The following is a 23,869-nucleotide window of genomic DNA, read 5'->3' on the forward strand; positions in this document are numbered from 1 at the left end:
AACAAGAACATGCCTCATATGCGTAACCAGTTGAACCAGTCTTGGCGTGCACGCATTCTATGCGCTGCCTTGCTGTGCGCGTGGGGTGCGCCTTCGGCTGAGGCGCAGATGCGCAGGCCTACCAAGCCGAGTGTCGAGGTGAATTTTGAAGTCCTCAAAGAGCTTGAGGCCGCCGCGCGGGGAACCAGTTTTGCTGCTCCCGTTCAAGGGCGTGATAGCATATCTGCTACCGCACTTCCGCCTGTGGGCTATAGCGCACCTACCACCAACACTGGTCCAAGCCAGCGTGTGACGGCCAGTGGCCGCAAGATCCCCGAAGAGCAGCCTATGCAGCCTGAGGAAAATATGGTGGCCCAGCGCAAGCCTGTGAATGCACCGTTTGGTGCATCCAGTGGCCCAGCACCACGATTGGAGCCAGTGGTTGCCAAAGCGCCAAAGCCGAAGCCAAAACCAGCAGCTAAGCCTGTTGAGACTGCAAAAGCAGAACCCCCAAAACCAGCAGCTCCCGCAGAAAAACCCGTAGCGGCACCGCCACCGCCAGTAGCGGCCGAGCCACCTAAGCCAATGGATGAAAAGAAGCTGATGGAGGCGCTTGAGAAGGAAGCACCTAAACCTACTGAAACCGCTAAAACGGAAGCACCAGCACTACCAGAGATTCCTGATTTCAAAGCGGCGCCAGGCATTCCTGAATTGAAGTCTGACCTTGCGTTGCCAGAGCCACCTAAACAGGAAGCACAGCAATTGCCGCCTGCATTGCCCGAACCTGCGCCAGCACCTGATGTATTGGTCGTGAAGAAGGATGCAGTGGAATTACCGCCAATAGAATTACCTGCAGTTGGTGCTGCGCCAGACGAAAAACCATTATTGCCATCCCTTGAAAAACGGATGGATACGTTGTTCGCCAAGCAACCTGAAAAAGAGGGTGTGATTGGTGACAAGACGACGATCATTGATCCAACTGTTGATTCCAAAATGAAAGCCGATGAAGCGGCGGCACAACTTGCTGATCAGCAGGAAGCGGCACGTCGCGCGCAATTGGAAGAGAAGCAGCGTTTAGCAGAAGCAGCCGCAACGCCGATGGAGGCAGTATTGCCAAAGTCAACTGCGCCAGTGAAGCGTGAAGAAACACAAATCGCGGCATTGCCTGAGATTCCAGCATTGGAAAATAAACCAATCGCCGCAGGCAGTAATGACGTTGATTTACCACCACCTGCGCTACCTTCGTTGACTCCGATTACGGGTGGGGGCGAAGAAAAATCCTCACTGGATATTGTGGCGCCACAAGATGGTGTGATGAGTAAGGATACGCAGCCGCCTGTCTTGCAGCCACTGGATGCGCCAGAGGAAATGCCTAAAGTAACGAAAGGTGAAGCTGAGCCAGCATTACCACCTATCGAGTTGCCAGCAGTACAGCCAAAAGAAACGGATAAGGATGCGCCACCGCCATTACCTGATTTCTCGCAACTCAAATCATCGCCTGAAGCACCCGCCAAGAAAACTAAAGTAGCAATGGCACCGTTACCAAAGCCAGAATTCGTGAAAGCGGATATTAAGAAAGAGCCAGCAAAACCAGTGGTGGAGGGCACGGCGAGCGCGCAGTTTACCTTCAGTAAAGATGCTACGGAGTTGGATGAAGCATCCAAGGCAGAGCTGACCGATCTCGCTAAACAAATTACCCGTGAAGACCGTAACGTGCGAATTGTTGCCTATGCAGCAGGTACAGCAGAGCAAGCTTCCATTGCGCGCCGTATCTCGCTCTCGCGTGCCTTGCAGATTCGCGCGCATTTGATTGATCAAGGCGTGAACCAACTAAAAATCAATGTGCAGGCAATGGGTAATAAAGAACAGGCAGAGCGTGCGGATGTGTTCTTGAAATAGCGACGACTGTGCTACGCTATAGCCAATTCTGACGATGTGAATTGGAGCTCTGCCAACCGCTTATAAAGCGGGCTGGTTTCAAGCAAAGTTGTGTGTGTGCCCATCGCTTCGATTTTGCCATCATTCAACACAATAATTCTGTCGGCTTTGAGAACGGTTGCAAGGCGATGTGCAATTACTAGTGTTGTGCGGTCTTGTGTTGCGGCAGTGAGCGCAGTTTGAATCGCGGTTTCATTTTCTGCATCCAATGCGCTGGTGGCTTCGTCGAGCAGCAGGATACGAGGATTGCGCACAATCGCGCGTGCAATAGCTAAACGCTGGCGCTGGCCGCCTGAAAGCCGCACACCTTTTTCACCTAGATACGTATCAAAACCTTGCGGTAAAGCCTCAATGAATTCGAGCGCTGAAGCGGTGGTTGCGGCTGCACGTACGGCTGCATCACTTGCACTTGGATTGCCGCAGCGAATATTGTCCCACACATTGGTGGAGAAGATAGTGGGGTCTTGTGGCACGGTGCCGATGAAGCCGCGCCAGTAGCGTGGATCGAGGTGGCGTATATCGACACCATCGGCGCGGATGATGCCGAATTGTGGGTCATAAAAGCGCAGTAATAATTGGAAGAGGGTGGTCTTGCCAGCGCCTGATGGGCCGACGATTGCTACGGTCTCGCCTGGCTCGATACGAAACGAGATATTGCTGAGCGCGGCATGGTCAGGCCGTGCAGGGTAATTGAAGGTGATGTGCTCGAATGCGATACGTCCTTCAGGATTTGTTTTGAATACATGTGGCTCTTTTGGGGCAGTGATGATGGGTGTTAGCTGCATCATCTCCATCAAGCGTTCGGTGGCACCAGCAGCGCGCTGCAATTCACCAACGACTTCGCTGACAGCACCCATAGCGCCCGCAACTACTACGGCGTAGAAAATAAAGGCGGATAAATCACCAGGGGTGATTTTTCCAGCAACGACGTATTGCCCGCCAATATAGAGCACCGTTACAATCGCGCCGAAAATAAGCGTGATAGCAATAGCCGTAAGCAAGGCGCGTGTGCGAATACGTTTCAGTGCCGTGGCGAGCGTGGATTCAACGATACGATTGAAGCGCTTATTCTCGCTTTGTTCCAGGGTCATAGCGTGAATGGTGTGGATCGCGCCTATTGCCTCTTCGGCGTGGGAGGAAATGTCGGCGACCTTGTCTTGTGTAGCGCGAGAAAGGGCACGCACTTTGCGGCCTAAAACGATTACGGGCACAATGACGATTGGTAGCATGAGCAATACATATTGGGTGAGTGCCGAGCTGGTAATGAGCAGCATGATAACACCGCCGGTGAATAGCAGTGTGTTGCGTAGAAAAATCGACACAGAAGAACCAACGACGTTTTGTAGTAAGGTTGTGTCGGTGGTGATGCGCGAGAGTAAATCGCCCGTGCGGGTGGATTCAAAATAGGCAGTGTGCATAGAAAGAATTTTGGCAAATACGTCGCGACGAATATCGGCCACCACGCGCTCACCCACCCATGATACGCAAAGATAGCGTGCATAAGTGGCCACTGCGAGTATGACAACGACGCCCAGTAAAATGAGATAGCCGTTACCAAGCAATGCTGGGTTGCCTTTGGCGATGCCTTCATCGACGAGGTATTGCAGCGCTTTGCCAATGCCTAATACGCCACTGGAAGTAATCACGAGTGCGACGCTCGCGCCAATCACTCCGTTTTTGTAAGGGCGAAGATAATGCGCCAAGTAGCGCAAATTGCTGAGTTTGCCTTTGGGAAGGCTATCATCTTTGATGACGGGGTATGTCATAGGCCGCCTACTTGCATAAGCTCAAGGGTTAGGCGTTCGGCAAGTATGGTGCCGTCGGCCAATTTCCACTCACCGTCTTGGAAGGAAAAATGCAGGCCGCCCGTGAGGGGCGATGCCAGCCATATCTGCCCCGAAGCAGTATGTTTGCTGACGACGAAGGTCTGAGCGCTTTGGGTTTGAATGGTCAGGATGCCGTCTTGCAGGTCTAAGTCCTCTAAAGAGCCGCTCTCATAGGCGCTTTCAAGCTGCTCGAATAGGGCAGCAAGTGTGGCATCGGCAAAGCGGTGGAAGTCAGTTTCAGTGCTCATAAAACGGTTCCTAACATAAGCTTAGTGACGATGCCACTAACATCCGCTATAGAGCGCCGCATGTTATTTTTTGGCAAAAAGAAAAAACGCAAGCTTCGCAAGAAGAAATCCATAAAGCGCGGAGAGCCCAAGCTATCAGCGCCCACAGGTGCGCGCGAGCGGGCGCCCGTGAAGAAGAAGCCTGTGCGTAATAAGCTTTATGTGGGCGGGCGTGCCCCGAAAGGGTTGAAGGCACGCAAAGAGCGCAGTGCGTTGCGCCGTCGTTTAGTGGGTGCAAGCTTTAGCGTCATGATGCTGCTGATGATCGTGGGCGGCATTGGGTTGATTCTCATCGTGCGCGATTTGCCCGATATTAGTTCGCTTGATGTGGTGAAGAAGCAGCGCGGCGTAACGGTTGAAGCGCAGGATGGTAAAATCCTTGCTACTTATGGTGATATTTACGGCAATTATGTTTCGTACGAGCAGATGCCCAAGCATCTTATCCAAGCAGTGATTGCTACCGAAGACCGACGCTATTTTGCCCATAATGGTATCGACGTGTGGGGCATTGCGCGGGCAACGGTAAAAAATATCATGGCTGGGCGTGTGGTTGAGGGGGGATCTACCATTACGCAGCAAGTGGCGAAGAACGTATTCCTGACGCCAGAGCGTTCACTGAAGCGCAAATTGCAGGAAGCGATTTTGGCCTTCTGGCTGGAGGGGCGTTTCACTAAACAAGAGATTATGGCGATTTACCTGAACCGTGTGTATCTCGGCGCGGGAACGTTTGGTATTGATGCGGCGTCACTACGTTATTTTGGCAAGCCCGCCACCCATATGGGCATGATGGAATCGGCGATGATTGCGGGGCTGCTTAAAGCGCCGTCACGCTTTGCGCCGACCGCTAGTATGCAACGTGCAAAAAACCGTGCGGCGCAAGTGCTGCTGAACATGGTCGATGCAGGTATGATGACCCCGCAGAAAGCACAAAGCGTCATTCGTGAATACGACCAAGGTTCGATTAAAGCGGTAGAAGGGGGCCATGTGCGCTACTTCACCGATTGGATTGTCGACCAATTGCCTGAGTATGTCGGCAACGTGGAAAGTGATCTGGTTGTTACGGTGACGATGGATCCTGACTTGCAGGCCTACGCCAACGATGCTGTAGAAAATGTGGTGGCGATGGAAGGTGAAGGCAAGAACGTGAGCCAAGGCGCAATGATTGCGATGTCGCCAGATGGTGCAGTGAAAGCCATGATTGGTGGTTTGAATTACGGCAAAAGCCAATATAACCGCGCGGCGCAAGCAAAGCGCCAACCTGGTTCTTCGTTTAAGTTGTTTGTATATCTTGCGGCAATCGAAGCAGGCTTAACGCCGATGAGCGAAGTGGAAGATGCGCCCATCACGCTGCAAGTTGGTAACAAAACATGGACGCCAGGAAATTACACAGGCGATTATAAAGGGTTTATTCCTGCGGCGCAGGCATTCCGTGAATCGCTGAACACGGTGTCGGTACGGTTGGCGCAATATGCTGGAGTCTGGCGAGTCGCGCAGATGGCGCAGCGTTTGGGTATTCCGAATATTCCTGCGCATCCTTCTATTTCACTTGGTGCTTCGGAGGTGACGTTGCTGGATTTGGTGGGAGCCTATGGCCACCTCGCCAATGAAGGATTTAAGGTAAAGCCCTACGGTATTGAGCGTATTCGCACTACGAAAGGCGAAGAGCTATTCAAGCACGAACCTACGGAGCGCGAACCTGTTTTGGCGCGTGGTACGGTGGAGATGATGAACTATATGCTGCTGGATGTGGTACGTGCTGGTACAGGTGCGCGTGCGAATATTGGTCGCCCTGCTGCTGGTAAGACTGGAACTAGCCAAGGCTACAAAGACGCATGGTTTATTGGTTTTACGCCGCAACTAGTTGCGGGTGCATGGGTGGGGAATGACAACAACCAGCCGATGGCGAAGATTACAGGCGGTAGCCTGCCTGCAATGATCTGGCGCGATTTTATGGTGCGTGCCATGGAAGGTGTTCCTGTGCAGTCGATTCCGAACAGCACCAGCAATAGCGAAGGTTTGTTGCCTTGGTTGTTTGGTGGCAGTGAGACGACGCCAGAAGAACCGCAATTTGATGCAGATGGACAACCTATTCAGGCGGATGCACCATTCAAACGCCAAGGCGAAGAGTGGGGCGAAGGTCAGGAGACGATTGAAGGCGAAGTGCCCGCAGCTCAGGAAATGTCGGTTGAACGATTCCCACCCATCATTGATGCGCCAGTACAAGACATGCCAGAAGAAGCGATCGAGGCCGCTCAGCCTAATGAAGCGCGTGAGGAGAAGGAAGAAGAAGTACTCACCCCAGGTTTCTGGAAGAAGCTAGGCGTGGAGGAAGGTAAAGTGGAATACACCTATCCTGATGGTGATCGCAGGCGTCGTTAGAGATTTCTAGAACCCTGTTTTGATGTAGGCATTACAGCCAATCGCCGTAGTGGTGAGCGCATATTGCGCCGTGCTCTCGACATCTGTCGTTGCGCAATTCGGACGTGAAGCGTTCTTGCGCGAGATGACAGTTCCGTAAGCAGGTCTGCCATCATCCATCTTGGTATCGATATTCCACATCTCTTCGGCCTTGAGCACTACACCATCATTCTCACTGGTGCCGGAGGTGGCACCGAAGGTATAAACATTCCCGTAGTTACTGGTAAAGCGCGCTGCATCGCTCGTAGTACCGTACCAGACAACCCCCCAACCTGCTTGACCAAGTTTAGAGCGTGGGGCATTGGAGCCTACTGATACATGTGAGGCACTGGTAGCGGTTGCCGTTCCAGTATATGTGCCCTCAATTAAGCCGGAGAGGGCAAGTTGGCGCCAATATTGATGCATCTCACCTGATTGACTGGCAGCACCTGCAACTTCGACCATGCCATCACCATCCCCATCGCAGCTGCCAGCAGCGTTAACTGCCGCAGAAGAGTTGGTCACGCAATCAGCGGTATTGGTCATGCGCAGCCAGAAGCGCGTCGCGTCACGCGTGTCGCCGGGAAGTGAGAAGTATTTATCGCGGAAGGTTTGGGCGGCTGTAGTGTAGCGCGCGACTTCTGTCGTTACGGCACGAAGTTCCGATGCGCGGATGAGTGACTGGCCAGCGAGGATGCCGCCCGTGAGTAATCCGAGGATTACGAGAACAATAGAAAGTTCGACTAAGCTGAAACCACGACGATGCATCATGGCTATCACTTATACATGATTACGCATTAAAGCGATAGAGTTCTTTGCCATGCAGCTTGAGCCATTCTTTGGCCACTTCGTAATCGGGGCAGAGATATTCGACCATGTTCCAGAATTTGTCGGAGTGGTTCATATAGCGCAGGTGCGCGACTTCATGTGCCACTACATAATCCATCACTTCGCTTGGTGCGAAAATCAAACGCCATGAGAAGGAAAGGTTACCCGTGGACGAGCAACTGCCCCAACGGCTGCGTGTATCACGTACGGTGACGCGGTTGATGCGACGGCCAAGTTTCTTTGCTTTCTTCTCGGCCAGCAGTGCAATTTCTTTTTTAGCGATTTTGCGAAGTGCGTCGGTCGTACGTTTTTGGAAGTCTGCGCGCTCGCCTGAGATAATCAGTGCATCGCGGTCGAGTTTATAAGCAGCACGTTGATCTGCATCGTGCTTAATGCGCACGCGCTCACCAAGGATTGGAATCACTACGCCTGGCTTGATACGCTTCTTGGTTGGCATTTCCATTAAGGTGGTAATCAGCCAATCACTTTTTTGGTTGAGGAAGTTCAGTCCGTCATTCACGCGTGTGTGACGTGGCAGCGTGAGCGAGATTGCATGCTTAGTCGGATGGTAGCGCAAACAAATGCGCTTGGCACGTTGATGGCGTCTGATAAGTAGTGGTAAAACTTCTTTGCCGACTTTTAGAAATTCAGGAACAGAAAGTTCGTGCCAGTGATTCGTCATTGCGTTGCCCTTGGTTGTTTTTCTTTTTTGTTTTGATTTCGGAAAATCGGGAGTAACTATGTACCCCTTGCATTCAACATAGGGCGCTAAAACCCCCATGGTCAATAGAACTATTTGCACAATGTGAAAATAAAGTAGAACATAGAAAAAATGAAGTTTTCTCAATCGTTTATCGATGACCTCAAATCCCGCTACCGACTTTCGGAAGTGATCGGTAAAGCTGTGCCTATAAAACGGGCAGGGAGGGAGTTTCATGCCCTTTGCCCCTTCCATAAAGAGAAGACGCCGAGCTTCACCATCAATGACGAAAAGGGGTTCTTTCATTGCTTTGGTTGTGGCGCGCATGGGGATGTCGTTGGCTTTACCATGGATTATGAGCGGCTTAGCTACCCCGAGGCTATTGAACGCTTGGCCATTCAGGCGGGGATGCAGTTGCCTACTTATAGTAAGGCCGAGGTGGAGCGCGAGGAGCAGGCCAAAGGCCTACAGTATATAGTAGAGACGGCATGTAGCTGGTTTGAGGAGCAATTTGACCAGTCGGCCGAGGGGGAGCTCGCCCGTAAATATGCGCGCGAGCGCGGCCTTAACCAAGAGACACTTGCAAAATTTCGCATAGGTTATGCGCCTGCCGACCGTGATGCGCTAAGCAAAGCGATGCGCGAAAAGGGAATCACGCAGGCTCAACTCATCGAGGCTGGCTTGCTGATTAACGTGGAAGACAAAACGCCTTACTCGCGATTCCGTCGCCGACTGATCTTTCCGATTCGTGATCGCAAAAGCAAAGTGGTGGCATTTGGTGGTCGCGTATTACCAGGTGAGCCCAATTCGGAAGCACCAAAATATCTCAACTCACCTGAGACGCCGCTCTTTCACAAAGGGCGCATGCTGTTCAATCTCGATTTTGCGCGACGTTCGGCTATTGCGACTGGCGAGCTAACGGTATGCGAAGGCTACATGGATGTGATTGTACTTGCGCAAGCAGGAATCGAACATGCAGTCGCCCCACTAGGCACAGCAGTAACGCCCGAGCAATTGCAACTTTGCTGGCAGTTGGTGGGAGAGCCTGTCATGTGCCTTGATGGTGATAGTGCCGGTGCGCGTGCCATGACACGCGTGTCGGATTTGGCGTTGCCGTTATTGGTTCCAGGTAAGACGCTCAAGTTCGCACAGCTACCGCAAGGTGAAGACCCCGATTCGCTGATTCGCATTCAAGGTGTGGAGGCGATGTTTGAAGTACTGAAGCGCGCCCAACCACTCTCGGATGTGTTGTGGAATCAGGTGATGGGGCAAGAAGCGAATACGCCCGAAGCGAAGGCGCAGCAAGAAGCGCAGCTCATGCAGCGTATTACGCAAATCAAGCATCCGACGGTACAGCATTATTATAAGCAATTCATGCGTGATAAATTGCGTGTGCAGCAGCAGCCTGCGGCGCAGCCTAAATTTGTGCCTTACCAAAAAGGCAAACCGCAGCAACCACAAGGCGTGACTGCACCACCAGCGCCTTTCATGCCGCGTGATGCTGAAGCGGCGCTGGTTACGCCCGTGGCGAAGTTGATAGCACTGGTCATTACGCACCCGCCATTACTACAAGACGCAAATGCTGAAGAGGCATGGTTAAGTGTGCCGCTCCCAACGCCTGCGCTTGCTAAGCTGCATGGTCGTATTACGGAGGCGCATATCGAATATCCTGCGTTGTCTGCACAAGCGCTAGAGGAGATGCTGCGCGAAGATACGCTGGAGCTCAAGCTTATCGAGACGGCGCTTAAAGATTTGGGAATCGCGCGGGCAGGGGACGAAACCGCACGGGTGATGCTCGCCCAGCGCCTCTGGCCAGAGGTGATGAATGATATCGACAGGCTGCGACTCAAGGCAGATATTGCCGAAGCCCAGCGCGCCTATGAGGCTGAATTAAGTGAGGAAAATCAACAGCGTGTCATTGACCTTAAAACCCAGCTTGAGCATGTGGAATTGGAGCGCACGCGGTTTTATAGAGAAGACCCGGTGGCGGGCGGCTAAAAATATAAGATATTAACTTATTATAAACTAGTTATTGTTAGCTTTGTCTTACGAATCACGAAAAGGAGATTTTATGGCAGACAGCACGCTTAACGCATCATATGAACGAGTGGATACTGATGGAGATCCTATACCAGTAGCAACGGTTGGTGACCTTACGATTACTGGTCGTAGCGGAGGTAATACACTTGAGGTATTGGGTAGTCGTGGTGATGTGGTAAGAACCATCGTTAATCCAGAATTAGCTGCGGAGTTCAGAGCTGCGGTAGCAAATTATACAAATGGTGCTCCCAAATCGGATGCACAATTAACGCAAACCGCACGAAGCGTATTCCGAAGCTAGGCTTGAATGCTGGAGATTGATAAAGGGTGCCTTAAGAAGGCACCCTTTTTTGTTGTTTGTAGAGGTGCTTGACAGCCTCTTGACAAACCCCAATTAAACACTTGTAAACACTCAAAACATAGTGCATATATGCGGCCTCTTACCCACTTGACAACGAGGTCAATGCATGGCGTCCAAGAAATCGGCAAACAAAAAACTGGCGAAAAAAGTTCAAGCGAAAAAGAAACCCGCCCCCAAGAAACCTGTGAAGAAAGTAGCTAAATCTGTGATCAAGAAGAAGCCTGCGGCGAAGAAAGTTGCGCCAAAAAAAGTTGCTCCCAAAAAACCTATCGCGAAAAAGCCCGCTCCTAAACCAGTAGCGAAGAAAGCTATGCCTAAGGCTACTGCGGCTAAATCCAAAAAGGATAGCAAGCAGCTTGCGCTGTTTGATTTGCCGCCAAAGGCCGCTGCGAAGAAAGACGATAAAAAGGCTGCTCAAAAAGCGCCAGTGAAGGAAGCTGCAAAAAAACCTGCTGCTAAAGAAACCAAAGCATCGAAAACATCCAAAGCAAAAGTGGAACTTTCGGATGAGTTGATTGCAGCGCTCACCAAGATTGGTAAGCGCAAGGGCGTATTGACGTTTGATGAACTTAACAAGCGTCTGCCTGAAGGTGAATTCTCTCCTGAGGTGATGGATGAATTGATGACCCGCCTTGGTAAACAAGGTGTGAAGGTGATTGAACTGCCTGACGTGGATGACAAGGCGGATGATGCCCCCTTTGTTGAAGGTGAAGAAGAGGTGGCAGTTGCGGGTGACGGCTTCGAGCTTGAAGCAGAGAATGCTGCAAAAGTAGAAGAGTCCTACGGTCGTTCGGATGACCCTGTGCGCATGTATCTGCGCGAGATGGGTAACGTAGAGCTGCTCAGCCGCGAAGGTGAGATTGAGATTGCTAAGCGAATCGAAGGTGGCCGCGAAATGGTGATTTCGTCGCTCTGCGAATCGCCTACCGTGATGAAAATGATTCTGGAATGGCGCGATCGTCTCAGCAATGGCGAGATGATGCTGCGCGAAGTGATTGATCTAGACGCAACCTACGGCGCGGGTACCGAAGAAAAATTTGCTGAAGCTGCGCGTGAAGGTGTGCTCAGCAAGAAGGACGAAGAAGAGGACGACGAGGAAGAAGAGGACGAATACGCTAAGCTTGAAGGTGGTCGTAAAGAGCAAGTCGAAGAAGACGATTACGACGACGAGGCTGCGGTATTGTCACTTGTTGCGATGGAGCAGGAACTGCTGCCACAAGTGCTTGAGAAGTTCGACCAGTTCGCGAAACTCTCGAAAACCTTGCGTAAGCTTCAAGAGAAAAAACAATCACAGGCCATGGGTGACAAAGAATTATTCACTGGCCCAGATGGTAAAAAATATAAAGCCCTGCTGGATGAAATGGTGGAGATTTTGCTCTCCATTCGTTTCAACAACATGAAGGTCGAGTATTTGATGCATACGGTTTACGGCATCAATAAGCGCTTGCTGGGTTTTGAGATGCAGCTACTTAAGTTGGCAGAAAAGCACAAAGTGTCGCGCCAGAACTTCTTGAAAGAATATTCAGGTCATGAGTTGGAGCCAAACTGGCTAAAGCGCGTGGCGAAGCTCAAGGAAAAAGGCTGGAAAGAATTCGCCGAAAAAGAGAAAAAAGCGGTTGAGGATATTCGCTCGGAGATTGGTAAAATCTCGGCGGAGACTGGCTTGGATATCGGTGAGTTGAAGCGCGTTATATCGGCCGTGAGCAAGGGTGAGCGCGATGCTGGCCGCGCAAAGAAAGAGATGATCGAGGCTAACCTTCGATTAGTGATTTCGATTGCGAAAAAGTACACGAACCGTGGTCTGCAATTCCTTGATTTGATTCAGGAAGGTAACATCGGTCTTATGAAAGCGGTTGATAAGTTCGAATATCGCCGTGGTTATAAATTCTCGACCTATGCGACATGGTGGATTCGCCAAGCCATCACACGTTCGATTGCTGACCAAGCGCGCACCATTCGTATTCCCGTGCATATGATCGAGACGATCAATAAAATCGTTCGCACCAGCCGCCAGATGTTGCATGAAATTGGCCGCGAACCAACACCGGAAGAGTTGGCAGAACGTCTTGTGATGCCTCTCGACAAAGTGCGCAAGGTAATGAAAATCGCTAAGGAGCCTGTGTCGCTCGAGACGCCAGTGGGTGACGAGGAAGATTCGCATCTTGGTGATTTCATCGAGGACAAGAACGCCGTATTGCCGCTTGATTCGGCGATTCAGAGCAACTTGCGTGAAGTAACGACGCGTATTCTGGCGTCACTCACTCCACGTGAAGAGCGCGTACTCCGCATGCGTTTTGGTATCGGTATGAACACCGATCATACGCTTGAGGAAGTGGGCCAGCAATTCAGTGTAACACGTGAGCGTATCCGCCAGATTGAGGCGAAGGCGCTTCGTAAACTGAAGCACCCAAGCCGCAGCCGCAAAATGCGTAGCTTCTTGGATAATTAACCTAGCGCTGAGTAATCGCGGCAGCAGCTTGTTGGGCGGGGGTTGAAACGAATTGTTGCATCCCATCAGCAATTTCTTGTGCGGAACCAGTGCCTATGCGCACTCCGGCCGCATCCAATGAGCGTGCGATATCAGCCAAGTCAATGCCGTGTGCTTGCTCTAATTGTGTGAAACGTATGACCTCACTGGCTTCTACTCTGCCGTCATCATTGAGATCCATGCTATCTGCTAGCCGTGTCTTCTCTTCTGTAGAAACAAATCTATCGCCGTTAAGATCCAGATTTTTCTACAAGAGCCTCTCGCTGTTGCCTTACTAACATATCGTAATGATCTAGGGGTACTACTCTTTCGCCTTCGGGTACGTCATCTGCACGAAAATGCTCGCCAGTAAGCGGGTTTATGTACAATCCACCTGCCTGACGTTGTTCAGGAGAAAGCTCCATAGAGAAATCTTCAGGCGTTGCACCAGCGGCTATCAACCTCCTTTGAGTGTGCAGTTGGATAACGTCTATTTGAGTAGCGCGTTGCTCTGGGGTCAAGGTTTGATCGGCATGTATGCGTTGTATGGTTGCAGTTGCATCTTGGGCTGCTACTGACAATCGATCTTGTTCACGAAAGATAATAGTCGGAACGCCATTGTTCATCGTGTAGTATTGGCGTGGAGGTATATCTTCACCATCTGCGCCCGTGATAACATTGCCAGTATCGTTCTCAACTACGAGTGATGCACCATTAGCATCCCTCCAACCAAGACTTTGTGCATAAGCTGCAGCGCTTGTGTAACCTGCTGCTTGAGCTTCGGCGTTGGTAATTAACAAGTCATCGCGAAGTATGCCGTTAGCATCATAAATACCAGTAAGATTTGTTGCACTGTAGGTCGTGTTTTCATCGATGAATTCTTCACTGGTGATGTAACTCATCCATGCAATACGGGCGTTAAGCTGTGCGGCTTGCTGTTGTTCGAGTATATACTCGTTAACGATACGCCTTAGACTTTCGTTGGTAGAGGCTTTGTCTCTTGCGGCAATTGCCACAGTATTTGCTTGTGCAAGCAAAGCACTCACATTGGTTTGTGGGCCGATGGAATGTAGATTGCCAAGTAACGACAATATCTCTCGGCGCTGTTCGGGGTCGGTTACTTGACCAAGCAGATCGCCAAGCATACCTTGTGCCGCGTTAACCTGCGAGTCATAGTCTGCTTCCAACTGTAGGGGTGCATTCATACCGTTAATACTACGTTCGATGGCTTAACAAACGATTAATATGTTCCCTAAATGCGATAGAAATAAATTATCTAAAATACTGGATAATTTTAGCTTAAGGGGGCGCTTGTCTTGGGGGCTGATTTGTGGCCTGCTATTGCGGGGGTGAACCATGGCCACGCTCGTTGCCTATCTCATTAGTTTTTCGATGGCGTTTTTGCTGTTCGTTGTACAACCAATGGCAACGAAGGTCATTTTGCCCCAATTTGGCGGCACGCCTGCCGTTTGGAATACGGCGATGTTATGCTTTCAGGTCTTGCTGCTGCTTGGCTATCTTTATGCCCATTTTCTCACAAGCCTACTCAAGCCACGCGCTCAAATCATTACCCACGCGGCGTTGATTGCATGTGCCTGCATGTTATTGCCGATTGCATTTACCGCGCCCGATGCGGCGGAGATTTCGCATGCGCCGATTCGTAGCCTTGTCTGGCAATTATTACAGGGCGTTGGCATTCCATTTTTCTGTGTGGCGGCGACTGCGCCTTTGTTACAGCGCTGGGTGAGCTATTCGCAGTCATCACTCGCTGCGAAGCCCTATGTGCTTTATAGCGCAAGCAACTTGGGCTCGATGTCGGCGCTGATTGGCTATATTGCGCTGATTGAACCGAACGCGCCTGTATCGTTGCAAATGGCGGGGTGGGGTTATGGCTTCATCGCGGTCTCTGCGATGCTGATTGCGTTTGCCACTCGCATGAGTGCGCAAGCGACCGCGTCGCAAGGGCAGGGTATGGGCTGGTCTCAAGTGCCTGCGGCGCGTTCGTTGTTGTGGGTTGCGCTTGCGTTCATTCCCTCCAGCTTGTCGCTTGGCCTTACCACGCATATTACGATCGACATTGCCTCGGTACCTTTTTTCTGGGTGCTTACGTTTGCCATCTATCTGCTGAGCTTTGTGGACGCGTTTGCAGCGAAGCCCCGTTTCGTGCCGCTCGCCAAGCGCATTGCGCCGTTTATGGCTGTACTCTGTTTGGTATTACTGACGGATATGGTCCATGTTGGTCATGGCTACGTGATCTTGCCGCATATTCTTGGGTTTTCTACCTTAGCATTCGCGATTCATGGACACCTCGCTGAACGAAAGCCAGAGGTTGCATACCTCACATGGTACTATGTGTGCTTGTCGATTGGTGGTGCATTAGGTGGTGTATTCAACGCGATTGCTGCGCCCATGCTGCTTAATAGCATCTTTGAATATAAGGTGGTTTTATGTGCCGCAGCACTGGTTGGTTATGTGCTCACTTATAAAAAATGGCGCTTGCTATTTGTACTTGTCGCTGTTGGCTTGTTGGCATTGATGGTGTTGCGTGCGGGTAAGGAATCGCTACTGAAAGAACGTAATTTTTATGGCGTATCACGTGTCTATGAGCGCGAGGGTAAGCGGTATTTGCAGCACAACACAACGATTCATGGGTTGCAAAGTTTGGATCCCGCCTATCGACTGAGTGCCGCGTCCTATTACTCGGCACTGCCCATGATTATGCCCCATCGCGCGCCTGCTGTGAGTGACGCGCCTATAGCAGCGATTGGGCTTGGTATTGGTGTGGTGAAGTGCCAAACCAACACCAACCAGCACATGGATTTGTTCGAGATTAACCCCCTAGTGGTGCGTATTGCTCAAGATGTGAATCTCTTCACCTATCTTTCGGATTGTAAGGGCGCGCACGATATTATTCTGGGGGATGGTCGATTGACGATGGCGCAGATGCCGCATGAAAAATACGGTACCATTATCATCGATGCCTTTTCTTCAGACGCGATTCCTGTGCATTTGCTTACTAAAGAAGCCTTCGCGATGTATCTGGATAAGCTGATGCCTGAGGGTGTTTTGATTATTCATATCACCAACCGCCATTTGGAATTGAACCCACTGATTGGACTTCAGGCACAAGCAAGCGGCATGGTGGCTTACACTAAGCATTTTGAGGGTGATAATAGTCTCACTTATCCATCGGACTGGGTGGTTCTGGCGCGCGATGAAGCGACCTTGTCGCCCATTATTGACGCGTCGAATGGATGGTGGAAACTTGTTCCAGAAGCTGATACAAATGTGTGGACAGATGATTACACCAACATTTTGCCGTATCTAAAAAAACTGCGCTAAGAGGAACTTATGGCTGCGACGACTGGTACACGTTTATTCACGATTTTTCACGGCAAATTCATCGGTAAGGACGAGTTTGGCAATCGCTATTATGAGTCGCGAGGACGTAGGGACGCTCAGGGCCGCAAGCGTCGTTGGGTTATGTATAAGGGTATTGCGGAACCTACCAAAGTGCCATCAGGTTGGCATGGCTGGCTGCACCACACACATGAAGCACCACTTGCAGAAAAAGTGACCAAGAAATTTAAATGGCAAAAACAGCACCTGCCGAATCTGACGGGTACGCAAGGGCGTTATTTACCGCCTGGGCATTTGCTAAAAGGTGGCAAACGCGCCTCTAATGAGGCGGACTATCAGGCATGGAAACCTGAGTGATGCGCCACGCACCCTTCGTGATAATGCTGCTGCTGGGATTGAGCGCATGCCAAGGCATGGGGCTTGGCAGTCTGGATACAGACGAGGCCAAGACGTTTCCTGGACTTGATAGTTTAAGCACCGAAAGCGAAGAGAATAAAAAAGAGCGTGAGTGGCTGGATAAGTTCTATGGCCGCAAGTCTGCCAGTGATTCGGATTGTGACTTTTATGGTAACTGCAAGAGTGCCCAGAAGTCTGGCTTGGGCTGGTGATTAAGCGGATTTTTTAAGTGATTGGGGTGTCGTTTTATCCCCTCGCTCATGTCACGTACTGACGTGTACGCTCACTCGCTAAGTGACAAAACTCCTACCACTCATCTTAAAAAACCTCGCTTAGCTCAATTCTTAAATCTAGGTAACTGGACATGCGATTCGGCTCGTGCTAACCATCACCCATTCTCCTTTTTGAGGTAATTATGGCCAATAATGTGATTGAAACAGTCATGGGCGCGGTAGTGTTGACCGTGGCTGGCGGTTTTTTGTATTTTGCTTACAATAATAGCAACGTGAAAGCGGTGGATGGTTATGAAGTCAAAGCTGACTTTACCAGCGTAAGCGGTGTGGGTGTTGGCAGTGATGTGCGTATTGGCGGAATTAAGGTTGGCGTGATCGAGACCTTGGATCTTGATCCCAAAACCTATGAAGCAGTGCTCACCATGCGTATCAAAGAAGAAGTGAAATTACCTAAAGACTCATCTGCTGCGATTCAGAGCGCCAGTTTGTTGGGTGAGAAGTTCGTGACCATCGAACCAGGTGGTGCTGAGGAAGTCATGCAAGACGGTGACACGATTAGCTACACCCAAGCGTCGGTCAACCTCGAGGAGATGATCGGTAAATTCGTATTCTCTGGCGGCGGTGTTTCGGAAGAAAAGTCTGACGACGAGAACAGCCTCAGCACGGGTATTGAGTAATTCATGAAACCCATCCAACTGCTTGCATCATTATGCATCGTGAGCAGTAGTGCCTTTGCTCAGCAGCAACAGCAGGTGATACCGTTCCAACTGCAGCTTCCCAAGCGTGAGAGCGGTGTTTACACCACAAAGAATCCTGTAGCTCCGCTTGGCAAACAAGCTTTACCAAAAGATGTGCCGTTTGGCCGCGCGTCGCCCGACGCGCTAATTCCCGTGCCTACGGGCCCACGGACGACAGAGTCAGCACCTGTGGGTGTTGTTGAAGGAATGGAAGCCGAAGCGCCTGTTTATAGCGACCTTATCGAAGGTGAATTGCCCGACGCGTTGCAGGATCCCTCCAAAACGACACTGCAAACGGGTACGCTATTTGAAGATAAGGACGCCGCGCCACGCCCTGTGAAACTGCGTGCGCTCAATAAGGTAACGGGGCATGCGATTTTGGCGACTCTGCCGCCTGGTGGGCAGGAGCGTTTCGGGAATCTGACGATTCAGGCGCAGCTTTGCCGCGCCAGTGTGGAAAACGCCCAGCCTGATGCGGCGGCGCTATTGAGTATTTCTGAGCAAAAACCAGACGAAACCCAGCCGCAGGCCCTGTTTTCGGGGTGGATGATGGCCTCCAGCCCCTCACTCACTGGGCTTGAGCACCCGATTTATGATATTAGTGTCGTCGCCTGCGAGGGTGGCCCAAAATCGGCTAAAAAAGACGATAAATCCGCCCCATCTTCATAAAATCGTAACATTCCTAGGGTATATTGAGCCTGTAGGAGTGCGATTGAATGACAAGAGGCGCAACAAGTTGGAGCCAATTATCCCAGTCAGAGAGGAATTATCTGATATGGATGATGTTAGCAGAGGCAGGTGGTGAGAGCGACCAAGGACTTGCTGGTGCGGCTTGGGTAATACGCAACCGCACTAATTTCGAAACTGAGTGGCCCAGAACTATTGAAGACGTAGTTACCAGACGTTTATCAAATGGTGTTTACGAATATTCCCCAATGGCGGATGGCGCATTCGCGAGGATTCGTGCAAGCAGCCCTGATGGGAGCGCTGCATATGAGCGTGCAGAGAGAATAGCCGAGCAAATTTATAATGGCCAATTGCCCGACCCAACACACGGTGCGACTTTCTTTGAAGCGTCTAGCCTGCCTGACTCTTGGATGGGCAGTGAGGTTAGACGGGGCAATTTAGAGAGAAATATAGTTATTGGTGGGCACGATTTTTTCCGATTCACGGAGTCGTATTATGCACGTCGTCCATGGCAAATTCCACGAGATAATGCTCTGGTTGATTTAAGCTATGTAGATAGTTCAATACGCTCGCCTCAATATGTTTTGGATTTACAGCGTCGTATGGAATCGCTTGGTGTAGCCACTGATGCTAGAGCTGATGGTGTTGTGGATGGTGATTTTGGGCCTGCTTCACAAGCGGCAGTATTACAGCTTAAACGTCGATTTGGAATAGAGTACAATCCTCGCGGTCGGGATCGATATGATATTACAGAAGAGTTTATGGACAGATTAATTTCTGAAACCACTTCAATTACCCCTTCGGCACTAAGCACTCTAAGAGTTTCCTCTAGCTTCTCTAATGCGCTACCATCTATGACGCAGGGTATTGATGCAACTGAATCATCGCGTTTGGCCCAGCTTGCGGCTAATCTAGTAAGAAGCTCTGTAGAACAAAGATTAGGCCGCTGCCCAAATGGAAATATTTTGCATTACACACAGAGCGCGATTTTGTTTGATGACAGTTTTCAAGCAACATCTATTCAAAGCGCCCTAGAGCGCGCAGGTCTTGCAACAGACCGAGGTGGTGCCAATGATCGTTCTGTCGATGGTAATATTGGGCGACTTTCGGAAGAAGCGATTGAGCGTGTTGGTCGTGCTATAGGAATTAACGATGCTGTCCAGCGACATGGTAATGGTCGAGCATCAATTAATGAGGCGGTGCTTGCGGCTATTAACAACGAAGAGTTTATGCGAGCTTTCAAAACAGCATTAGAAACTGACTCTGCTAGCGCGCCATCATCGCCTTTTGGTACTCCTTCATTAGCGAGTATTCTTCGCTAACGGGTGATGGGTATTTACCACTTTTTCCAAACGTTCGCCTGCCACATGCGTGTATATTTGTGTGGTGCTGATGTCGGCATGTCCCAATAATTCCTGAATCACCCGCAAATCCGCACCGCCACTGAGCAGGTGTGTCGCAAAACTGTGACGCAGTGTGTGTGGCGAGCAGCGCTCGGGGTCGAGGTTGGCTTTCAAGCACAGTTCTTTGAGCAGTTGGCAGACGCGCTGGCGTGTGACGTAGCCAAATTTGCCACGCGAAGGGAAAAGCCATTTACTCTCTTTGTCGCCCGATTCAAATACAGGGCGAATCGCCATATAGGCTTCCATCGCACCAATGGCGCGTGGATGGAGCGGCACGAGGCGTTCTTTGCCGCCCTTGCCCTTAATCATGAAATAGGGCTGCACTGTACCTTTTTTGGATGCGTCGCGTTCGATATGACGGGTGGTGAGTGTCACCAGCTCGCTGACGCGCATGCCTGAAGCGTACATCAGTTCGAGCAAGGCGAGTAAGCGTATCCCCTCGGGTGAGGTATCGGCGCGGGCGGTATCGAGCAGCGTGTTGATTTCTACTTCGGTGAGGACGTTTGGCAGTGGGCGATTGCGCTTTGGGGCGCTTGTCAACGCGACGGGATTGTCGGCCCGCACATGCTCGCGCACCAGAAAGCGGAACCATTGATTCAGCGCCGAACGCTTGCGGGCGAGTGTGGAGGGTTCCATCTTGCGCTTAGTCAAACTCGCAAGATAGCTGCTGATATCTTTATGGGTGACGGTTGGCATCAGCCAGCCGTGCTTGGCGGCGTCCATGAAGAAGTCGTCAATATCGCGGCTATAGGATTGGAGTGTGTTGAGCGCCGAGCCTTTCTCGGTCAGCAGCATCTCCATGAAGGATTCTTTGAAAGCCAGCCAATCGGAAGGGATGGTTGGGCGAACAATCATTCTTATTTCTGTAGTGAGGCTAGCGGCACGTCCACCTCAACGTTGGTGGGGGTCACGCTTGGGGTGGAAAACATAGCAGCAGCGAGGACAAGAATAACAAGGACGGGCAGGGCTAGGACTAGTTTTTTCATAGGTTACTCACGAATGATTGCGTAATAGCGCGATTCTAGTTAACTTGTGGACCCATGACAAGTACCTCACCAGAGTTACACACTACAAAACCTGTGCGTTTGGCCGCACCGTGGCGTTCGCGCACGTTGGTGCTTATCGGCTTGATGGGTGCTGGCAAATCCAGCGTTGGCCACCGCTTGGCCAAAGAGATTGGTTGGAGGTTTGTCGATTCTGACGACGAGATTGTGGAAGCAGCAGGTTGCAGTATCTCGGATATGTTCGCGATGTATGGCGAGCCTATTTTCCGTGATCTAGAGCAACGCGTGATTACGCGGTTGCTACATGGCGAGCCACTAGTGCTAGCCACTGGCGGTGGTGCGTGGATGCAGCCGCACGTGCGTGAACTCATTAAGCGTGATGCGACATCCGTATGGTTGCGTGCGGATTTGGACGTGTTGTTGGAACGTGTATCGCGTCGTGGTCATCGCCCCTTGCTTGAGACGGGCGATAAGCGCGCGATTCTTAGTAAGTTGATGGATGAACGTTACCCCGTTTATGCGCAGGCGGATATCGCGGTGGATTCAGGAAAAGGCCCGCATGATAATGTAGTGAAATCCGTCATTGCTGCGCTCAATAGCGCAGAGGTAAATCCATGACTGTTACAAAAGTAAAAGTGCCGCTACGCGAGCGTGCCTATGACATTCTAGTAGGTGAAGGGCTGCTTACACACGCTGCCGAGCACATCGCACCATTACTGCGTGCGCCACGTGTGATTGTGGTTGCGGATAGTGCAGTGAAAGACTTTGCAGAAACGTTGGTTGCGGGCCTCAAAGCGCGCGCAATACGTGCAGATGTTGTGACCCTTGCGGGCGGAGAACAAACCAAATCATTTGCCCAATTAGAAACGCTGATGAATGCTTTGCTGGCGTTGAAGCCAGACCGCAAGACAACGTTGATTGCGCTTGGCGGTGGCGTAATCGGTGATTTGGTTGGATTTGCAGCAAGCATCTTGCTGCGTGGTGTGGATTTCATTCAAGTGCCGACGACATTGCTGGCGCAAGTCGATAGCTCGGTGGGTGGCAAAACGGGCATCAACACCAAGGCTGGCAAGAATCTAGTTGGCAGTTTCTACCAACCAAAAGCGGTGTTGGTAGATGTGACAACACTTGCAACGCTTCCGCCACGCGAGATGCGCGCAGGCCATGCGGAAATCTTGAAATATGGCCTTATCATGAATGCAGATTTCTTTGCATGGTGCGAGCGCCACGGCGAAGAAATGCTTGCTGGCAATGTTGCGTATCTCGCACGTGCGATTGCTGCGTGCTGCGAAATGAAAGCGCAGATTGTTGGTGCCGACGAGCAGGAATCAGCAGAGCGTGCCTTGCTGAATTTTGGGCATACGTTTGGCCACGCTTTGGAAGCGGAGTGCAACTATGATGGCACGTTGCTGCACGGTGAAGCCGTAGCGATTGGTATGGTGATGGCGCTGCGTTTGTCTGCAAAGTTGGGTTTGAATGTGGATGGCCTGGAGGAGCGGCTAAGCGCGCATTTGAAGCTGTCTGGCATGCCATGCTCACCTAAGGATATTCGCAAGGATTGGGATGTAGCGCGTATCGTTTCCCACTTCGCATCGGACAAGAAGGCGGAGGCTGGCACACTTACGTTTATCGTTCTTGATGCGCTTGGTAAGGCGCGCGTGCAAAAGGATGTGGATGCGGTATTAGCATCCGAGGTAGTGAAGGAGTTTATAGGTGGATAGTTTGACGTTTGAGTTGATTCTTATTTTCATCTGCCTTTGTTTTTCGGCATTTTTCTCCTGCTCGGAAACAGCGCTGACGGCAATTTCACGCGCACGTATGTTTGCCTTGATGCAGGAGGGCGTGAAACGCGCTGCTCTGGTGATTAAACTGCGCGACAAGAAAGATGCGCTCATTGGCACTATCTTGCTGGGTAATAACATTGTTAATATTGGTGCGGCGTCGATTGCGACAGTGATTTGCATCAAGATGTTTGGTGAAGAGTATGGGCCTCTTTATGCCACTGTGTTTATGACAATCGTCGTGCTTATTTTCGGTGAAGTGCTGCCAAAAACGATTGCAATACACCATAGTGAGCGTACGGCGATGTTACTTTCGCCATGGTTGATGGTGATATTTAAGCTGCTCTACCCCGTGACTATTACAGTGCAGTGGATGGTGCGTCATATGCTGCGACTTGTTGGGCTTGATGTCACGAAGGCAAAATCCCTTAGCACGGCGCATGACGCGATTCGTGGGGCTATTGAATTGCATCACAGCGAAGGCGAAGTCGAAAAAGACGACCGCGATATGCTGGGCAGTATTCTGGACCTTGATCACCGTACGCTTGGGCAAATCATGATTCACCGCTCAGAGGTGGATATGATCGATTTTGGTCTTGAGCCTGAAGGGATTATCGATGCGGCGATTGCGATTAACCATAGCCGCATTCCGCTTTGGAAAGATGAGCCAGAGAATATCATTGGCATTTTGCATATGAAAGATTTGCTGCGCCTGATTCGTGAGCAGCGCATTGGTATTACGCGTGAGATGATACGCCGCATTACGCATAAGCCATGGTTTGTTCCTGAGACGACGAACCTTGCCGACCAGCTTTCCGCGTTTCGTAGCAAGCGTAAGCATTTTGCCTGCGTGGTCGATGAGTATGGTGCTTGGAAAGGTATTGTGACGCTTGAAGATATATTGGAAGAAATCGTTGGCGAAATCGATGATGAGCATGACCCGCTCGAGATGGCAGAAGTGATTCCATTCGGCGAGAATGCTTACCGCGTCGCTGGGCGACTGCCTGTACGTGATTTGAATCGCCAAATGGACTGGGACTTGCCCGAAGATCAAGCAGCAACCGTTGCGGGTCTGGTACTACACCATGCACGTGTGATTCCAGAAAAAGGCGCGGTATTTGAATTTGCTGGTACCCGCTTTACAGTCTCAGAGAAGAAGGGACACCAGTTAACCGAGCTAATTGTTGAGCGCTTGCCAACGGAAGATGAATTCGAAGATGCCCAAGAATAGCGAAGACGTTGCTTTTGAGTTCATTCGTATGGGAAACTATGTGAAGGTCTCGGCGATTGATATGCTCAGTGGAAAAGAAGTAAGCATAGTGGGTGATCCAAAGGCAGGCGAGGAAGAGCTTAAACGAATCGCCTTGGCAAAATTACGAAAAGTTACTTTATAGATTTTAGTTGCCACTGAATAGCTTGGGTTGCTATAGACGCCATAACTTATC

General features: G+C 50.9%; 21 protein-coding genes and 1 pseudogene. 15 read left to right on the forward strand and 7 right to left on the reverse strand.

Annotation, left to right across the window (positions count from 1 at the left end; genetic code table 11):
* The first annotated feature begins 18 nt into the window (after positions 1 to 18).
* Entirely contained in the window at positions 19 to 1,878 is a 1,860-nt protein-coding gene (locus J0M34_00365) for an OmpA family protein (protein MBN8542702.1), read from the forward strand.
* An 11-nt stretch (positions 1,879 to 1,889) separates the two neighbouring features.
* Here the strand turns inward: J0M34_00365 and J0M34_00370 are convergent, their stop codons facing one another.
* Positions 1,890 to 3,683 carry an ATP-binding cassette domain-containing protein gene (locus J0M34_00370; protein ID MBN8542703.1) on the reverse strand — a complete coding sequence of 598 codons (1,794 nt, stop codon included), beginning with the start codon at positions 3,681 to 3,683 and terminating at the stop codon, positions 1,890 to 1,892.
* On the reverse strand, positions 3,680 to 3,991 hold the full coding sequence (gene cyaY, locus J0M34_00375; protein ID MBN8542704.1) for an iron donor protein CyaY: 312 nt from the start codon (positions 3,989 to 3,991) through the stop codon (positions 3,680 to 3,682). The genes J0M34_00370 and cyaY overlap by 4 nt, the downstream gene beginning before the upstream one ends.
* Before the next feature lie 60 nt (positions 3,992 to 4,051).
* Here cyaY and J0M34_00380 point away from each other — a divergent pair, with 60 nt between their 5' ends.
* Positions 4,052 to 6,409 (forward strand): PBP1A family penicillin-binding protein, encoded by a 2,358-nt coding sequence (locus J0M34_00380; protein MBN8542705.1) that lies wholly within the window; start codon positions 4,052 to 4,054, stop codon positions 6,407 to 6,409.
* A 6-nt stretch (positions 6,410 to 6,415) separates the two neighbouring features.
* Here the strand turns inward: J0M34_00380 and J0M34_00385 are convergent, their stop codons facing one another.
* Entirely contained in the window at positions 6,416 to 7,198 is a 783-nt protein-coding gene (locus J0M34_00385; GenBank protein MBN8542706.1) for a prepilin-type N-terminal cleavage/methylation domain-containing protein, read from the reverse strand.
* A 19-nt stretch (positions 7,199 to 7,217) separates the two neighbouring features.
* Entirely contained in the window at positions 7,218 to 7,937 is a 720-nt protein-coding gene (locus tag J0M34_00390) for a M48 family metallopeptidase (GenBank protein MBN8542707.1), read from the reverse strand.
* A gap of 150 nt (positions 7,938 to 8,087) precedes the next feature.
* On the opposite strand from J0M34_00390, the gene J0M34_00395 reads away from it, so the two are divergent.
* The 3 genes from J0M34_00395 to rpoD all read left to right on the forward strand — a co-directional run bounded on the left by J0M34_00395 (position 8,088) and on the right by rpoD (position 12,805).
* Complete coding sequence (locus J0M34_00395) at positions 8,088 to 9,953, forward strand: DNA primase (protein ID MBN8542708.1); 1,866 nt, start codon at positions 8,088 to 8,090, stop codon at positions 9,951 to 9,953.
* Positions 9,954 to 10,026: 73 nt separating this feature from the next.
* Entirely contained in the window at positions 10,027 to 10,296 is a 270-nt protein-coding gene (locus J0M34_00400) for a hypothetical protein (GenBank protein ID MBN8542709.1), read from the forward strand.
* A 166-nt stretch (positions 10,297 to 10,462) separates the two neighbouring features.
* Positions 10,463 to 12,805: an RNA polymerase sigma factor RpoD gene (gene rpoD, locus J0M34_00405; protein ID MBN8542710.1), complete on the forward strand. Its 2,343-nt coding sequence runs from the start codon at positions 10,463 to 10,465 to the stop codon at positions 12,803 to 12,805.
* A 1-nt stretch (position 12,806) separates the two neighbouring features.
* Here the strand turns inward: rpoD and J0M34_00410 are convergent, their stop codons facing one another.
* Together J0M34_00410 and J0M34_00415 are read right to left on the reverse strand one after the other, a co-directional pair.
* Positions 12,807 to 13,025 (reverse strand): hypothetical protein, encoded by a 219-nt coding sequence (locus J0M34_00410; protein ID MBN8542711.1) that lies wholly within the window; start codon positions 13,023 to 13,025, stop codon positions 12,807 to 12,809.
* Positions 13,026 to 13,074: 49 nt separating this feature from the next.
* Positions 13,075 to 14,028, reverse strand: a complete 954-nt coding sequence (locus J0M34_00415; GenBank protein ID MBN8542712.1) for a hypothetical protein — start codon at positions 14,026 to 14,028, stop codon at positions 13,075 to 13,077.
* A gap of 151 nt (positions 14,029 to 14,179) precedes the next feature.
* On the opposite strand from J0M34_00415, the gene J0M34_00420 reads away from it, so the two are divergent.
* The 6 genes from J0M34_00420 to J0M34_00445 all read left to right on the forward strand — a co-directional run bounded on the left by J0M34_00420 (position 14,180) and on the right by J0M34_00445 (position 19,558).
* Positions 14,180 to 16,165 (forward strand): fused MFS/spermidine synthase, encoded by a 1,986-nt coding sequence (locus J0M34_00420; protein ID MBN8542713.1) that lies wholly within the window; start codon positions 14,180 to 14,182, stop codon positions 16,163 to 16,165.
* A gap of 9 nt (positions 16,166 to 16,174) precedes the next feature.
* A complete protein-coding gene (locus J0M34_00425) occupies positions 16,175 to 16,540 on the forward strand; it encodes an NADH:ubiquinone oxidoreductase subunit NDUFA12 (GenBank protein ID MBN8542714.1) in 366 nt (121 codons plus the stop codon).
* Positions 16,540 to 16,791 (forward strand): hypothetical protein, encoded by a 252-nt coding sequence (locus J0M34_00430; protein MBN8542715.1) that lies wholly within the window; start codon positions 16,540 to 16,542, stop codon positions 16,789 to 16,791. The genes J0M34_00425 and J0M34_00430 overlap by 1 nt, the downstream gene beginning before the upstream one ends.
* Before the next feature lie 203 nt (positions 16,792 to 16,994).
* Positions 16,995 to 17,489 carry an outer membrane lipid asymmetry maintenance protein MlaD gene (gene mlaD, locus J0M34_00435; GenBank protein ID MBN8542716.1) on the forward strand — a complete coding sequence of 165 codons (495 nt, stop codon included), beginning with the start codon at positions 16,995 to 16,997 and terminating at the stop codon, positions 17,487 to 17,489.
* Positions 17,490 to 17,492: 3 nt separating this feature from the next.
* Positions 17,493 to 18,218 (forward strand): DUF2155 domain-containing protein, encoded by a 726-nt coding sequence (locus J0M34_00440; protein MBN8542717.1) that lies wholly within the window; start codon positions 17,493 to 17,495, stop codon positions 18,216 to 18,218.
* Positions 18,219 to 18,328: 110 nt separating this feature from the next.
* Positions 18,329 to 19,558, forward strand: a complete 1,230-nt coding sequence (locus J0M34_00445; protein ID MBN8542718.1) for a cell wall hydrolase — start codon at positions 18,329 to 18,331, stop codon at positions 19,556 to 19,558.
* Here the strand turns inward: J0M34_00445 and J0M34_00450 are convergent.
* Entirely contained in the window at positions 19,538 to 20,494 is a 957-nt protein-coding gene (locus tag J0M34_00450; GenBank protein ID MBN8542719.1) for a site-specific tyrosine recombinase XerD, read from the reverse strand. The genes J0M34_00445 and J0M34_00450 overlap by 21 nt on opposite strands.
* A gap of 185 nt (positions 20,495 to 20,679) precedes the next feature.
* Here J0M34_00450 and J0M34_00455 point away from each other — a divergent pair, with 185 nt between their 5' ends.
* From J0M34_00455 to J0M34_00470, 4 genes and pseudogenes are all read left to right on the forward strand, one after another.
* Positions 20,680 to 21,261: a shikimate kinase gene (locus J0M34_00455; protein MBN8542720.1), complete on the forward strand. Its 582-nt coding sequence runs from the start codon at positions 20,680 to 20,682 to the stop codon at positions 21,259 to 21,261.
* Positions 21,258 to 22,364 carry a 3-dehydroquinate synthase gene (locus J0M34_00460; protein MBN8542721.1) on the forward strand — a complete coding sequence of 369 codons (1,107 nt, stop codon included), beginning with the start codon at positions 21,258 to 21,260 and terminating at the stop codon, positions 22,362 to 22,364. Before J0M34_00455 ends, J0M34_00460 begins: the two co-directional genes overlap by 4 nt.
* A 13-nt stretch (positions 22,365 to 22,377) precedes the next feature.
* A pseudogene (locus tag J0M34_00465) lies at positions 22,378 to 23,655 on the forward strand (HlyC/CorC family transporter).
* The gene (locus tag J0M34_00470) at positions 23,630 to 23,818 is read left to right on the forward strand and encodes a hypothetical protein (protein ID MBN8542722.1); all 189 of its coding nucleotides are present in this window, start codon (positions 23,630 to 23,632) and stop codon (positions 23,816 to 23,818) included. The pseudogene J0M34_00465 and the gene J0M34_00470 overlap by 26 nt, the downstream one beginning before the upstream one ends.
* Positions 23,819 to 23,869 lie beyond the last annotated feature (51 nt).

The sequence above is a fragment of the Alphaproteobacteria bacterium genome (assembly GCA_017302575.1).
Classification (GTDB): domain Bacteria; phylum Pseudomonadota; class Alphaproteobacteria; order Rickettsiales; family UBA3002; genus JAFLDD01.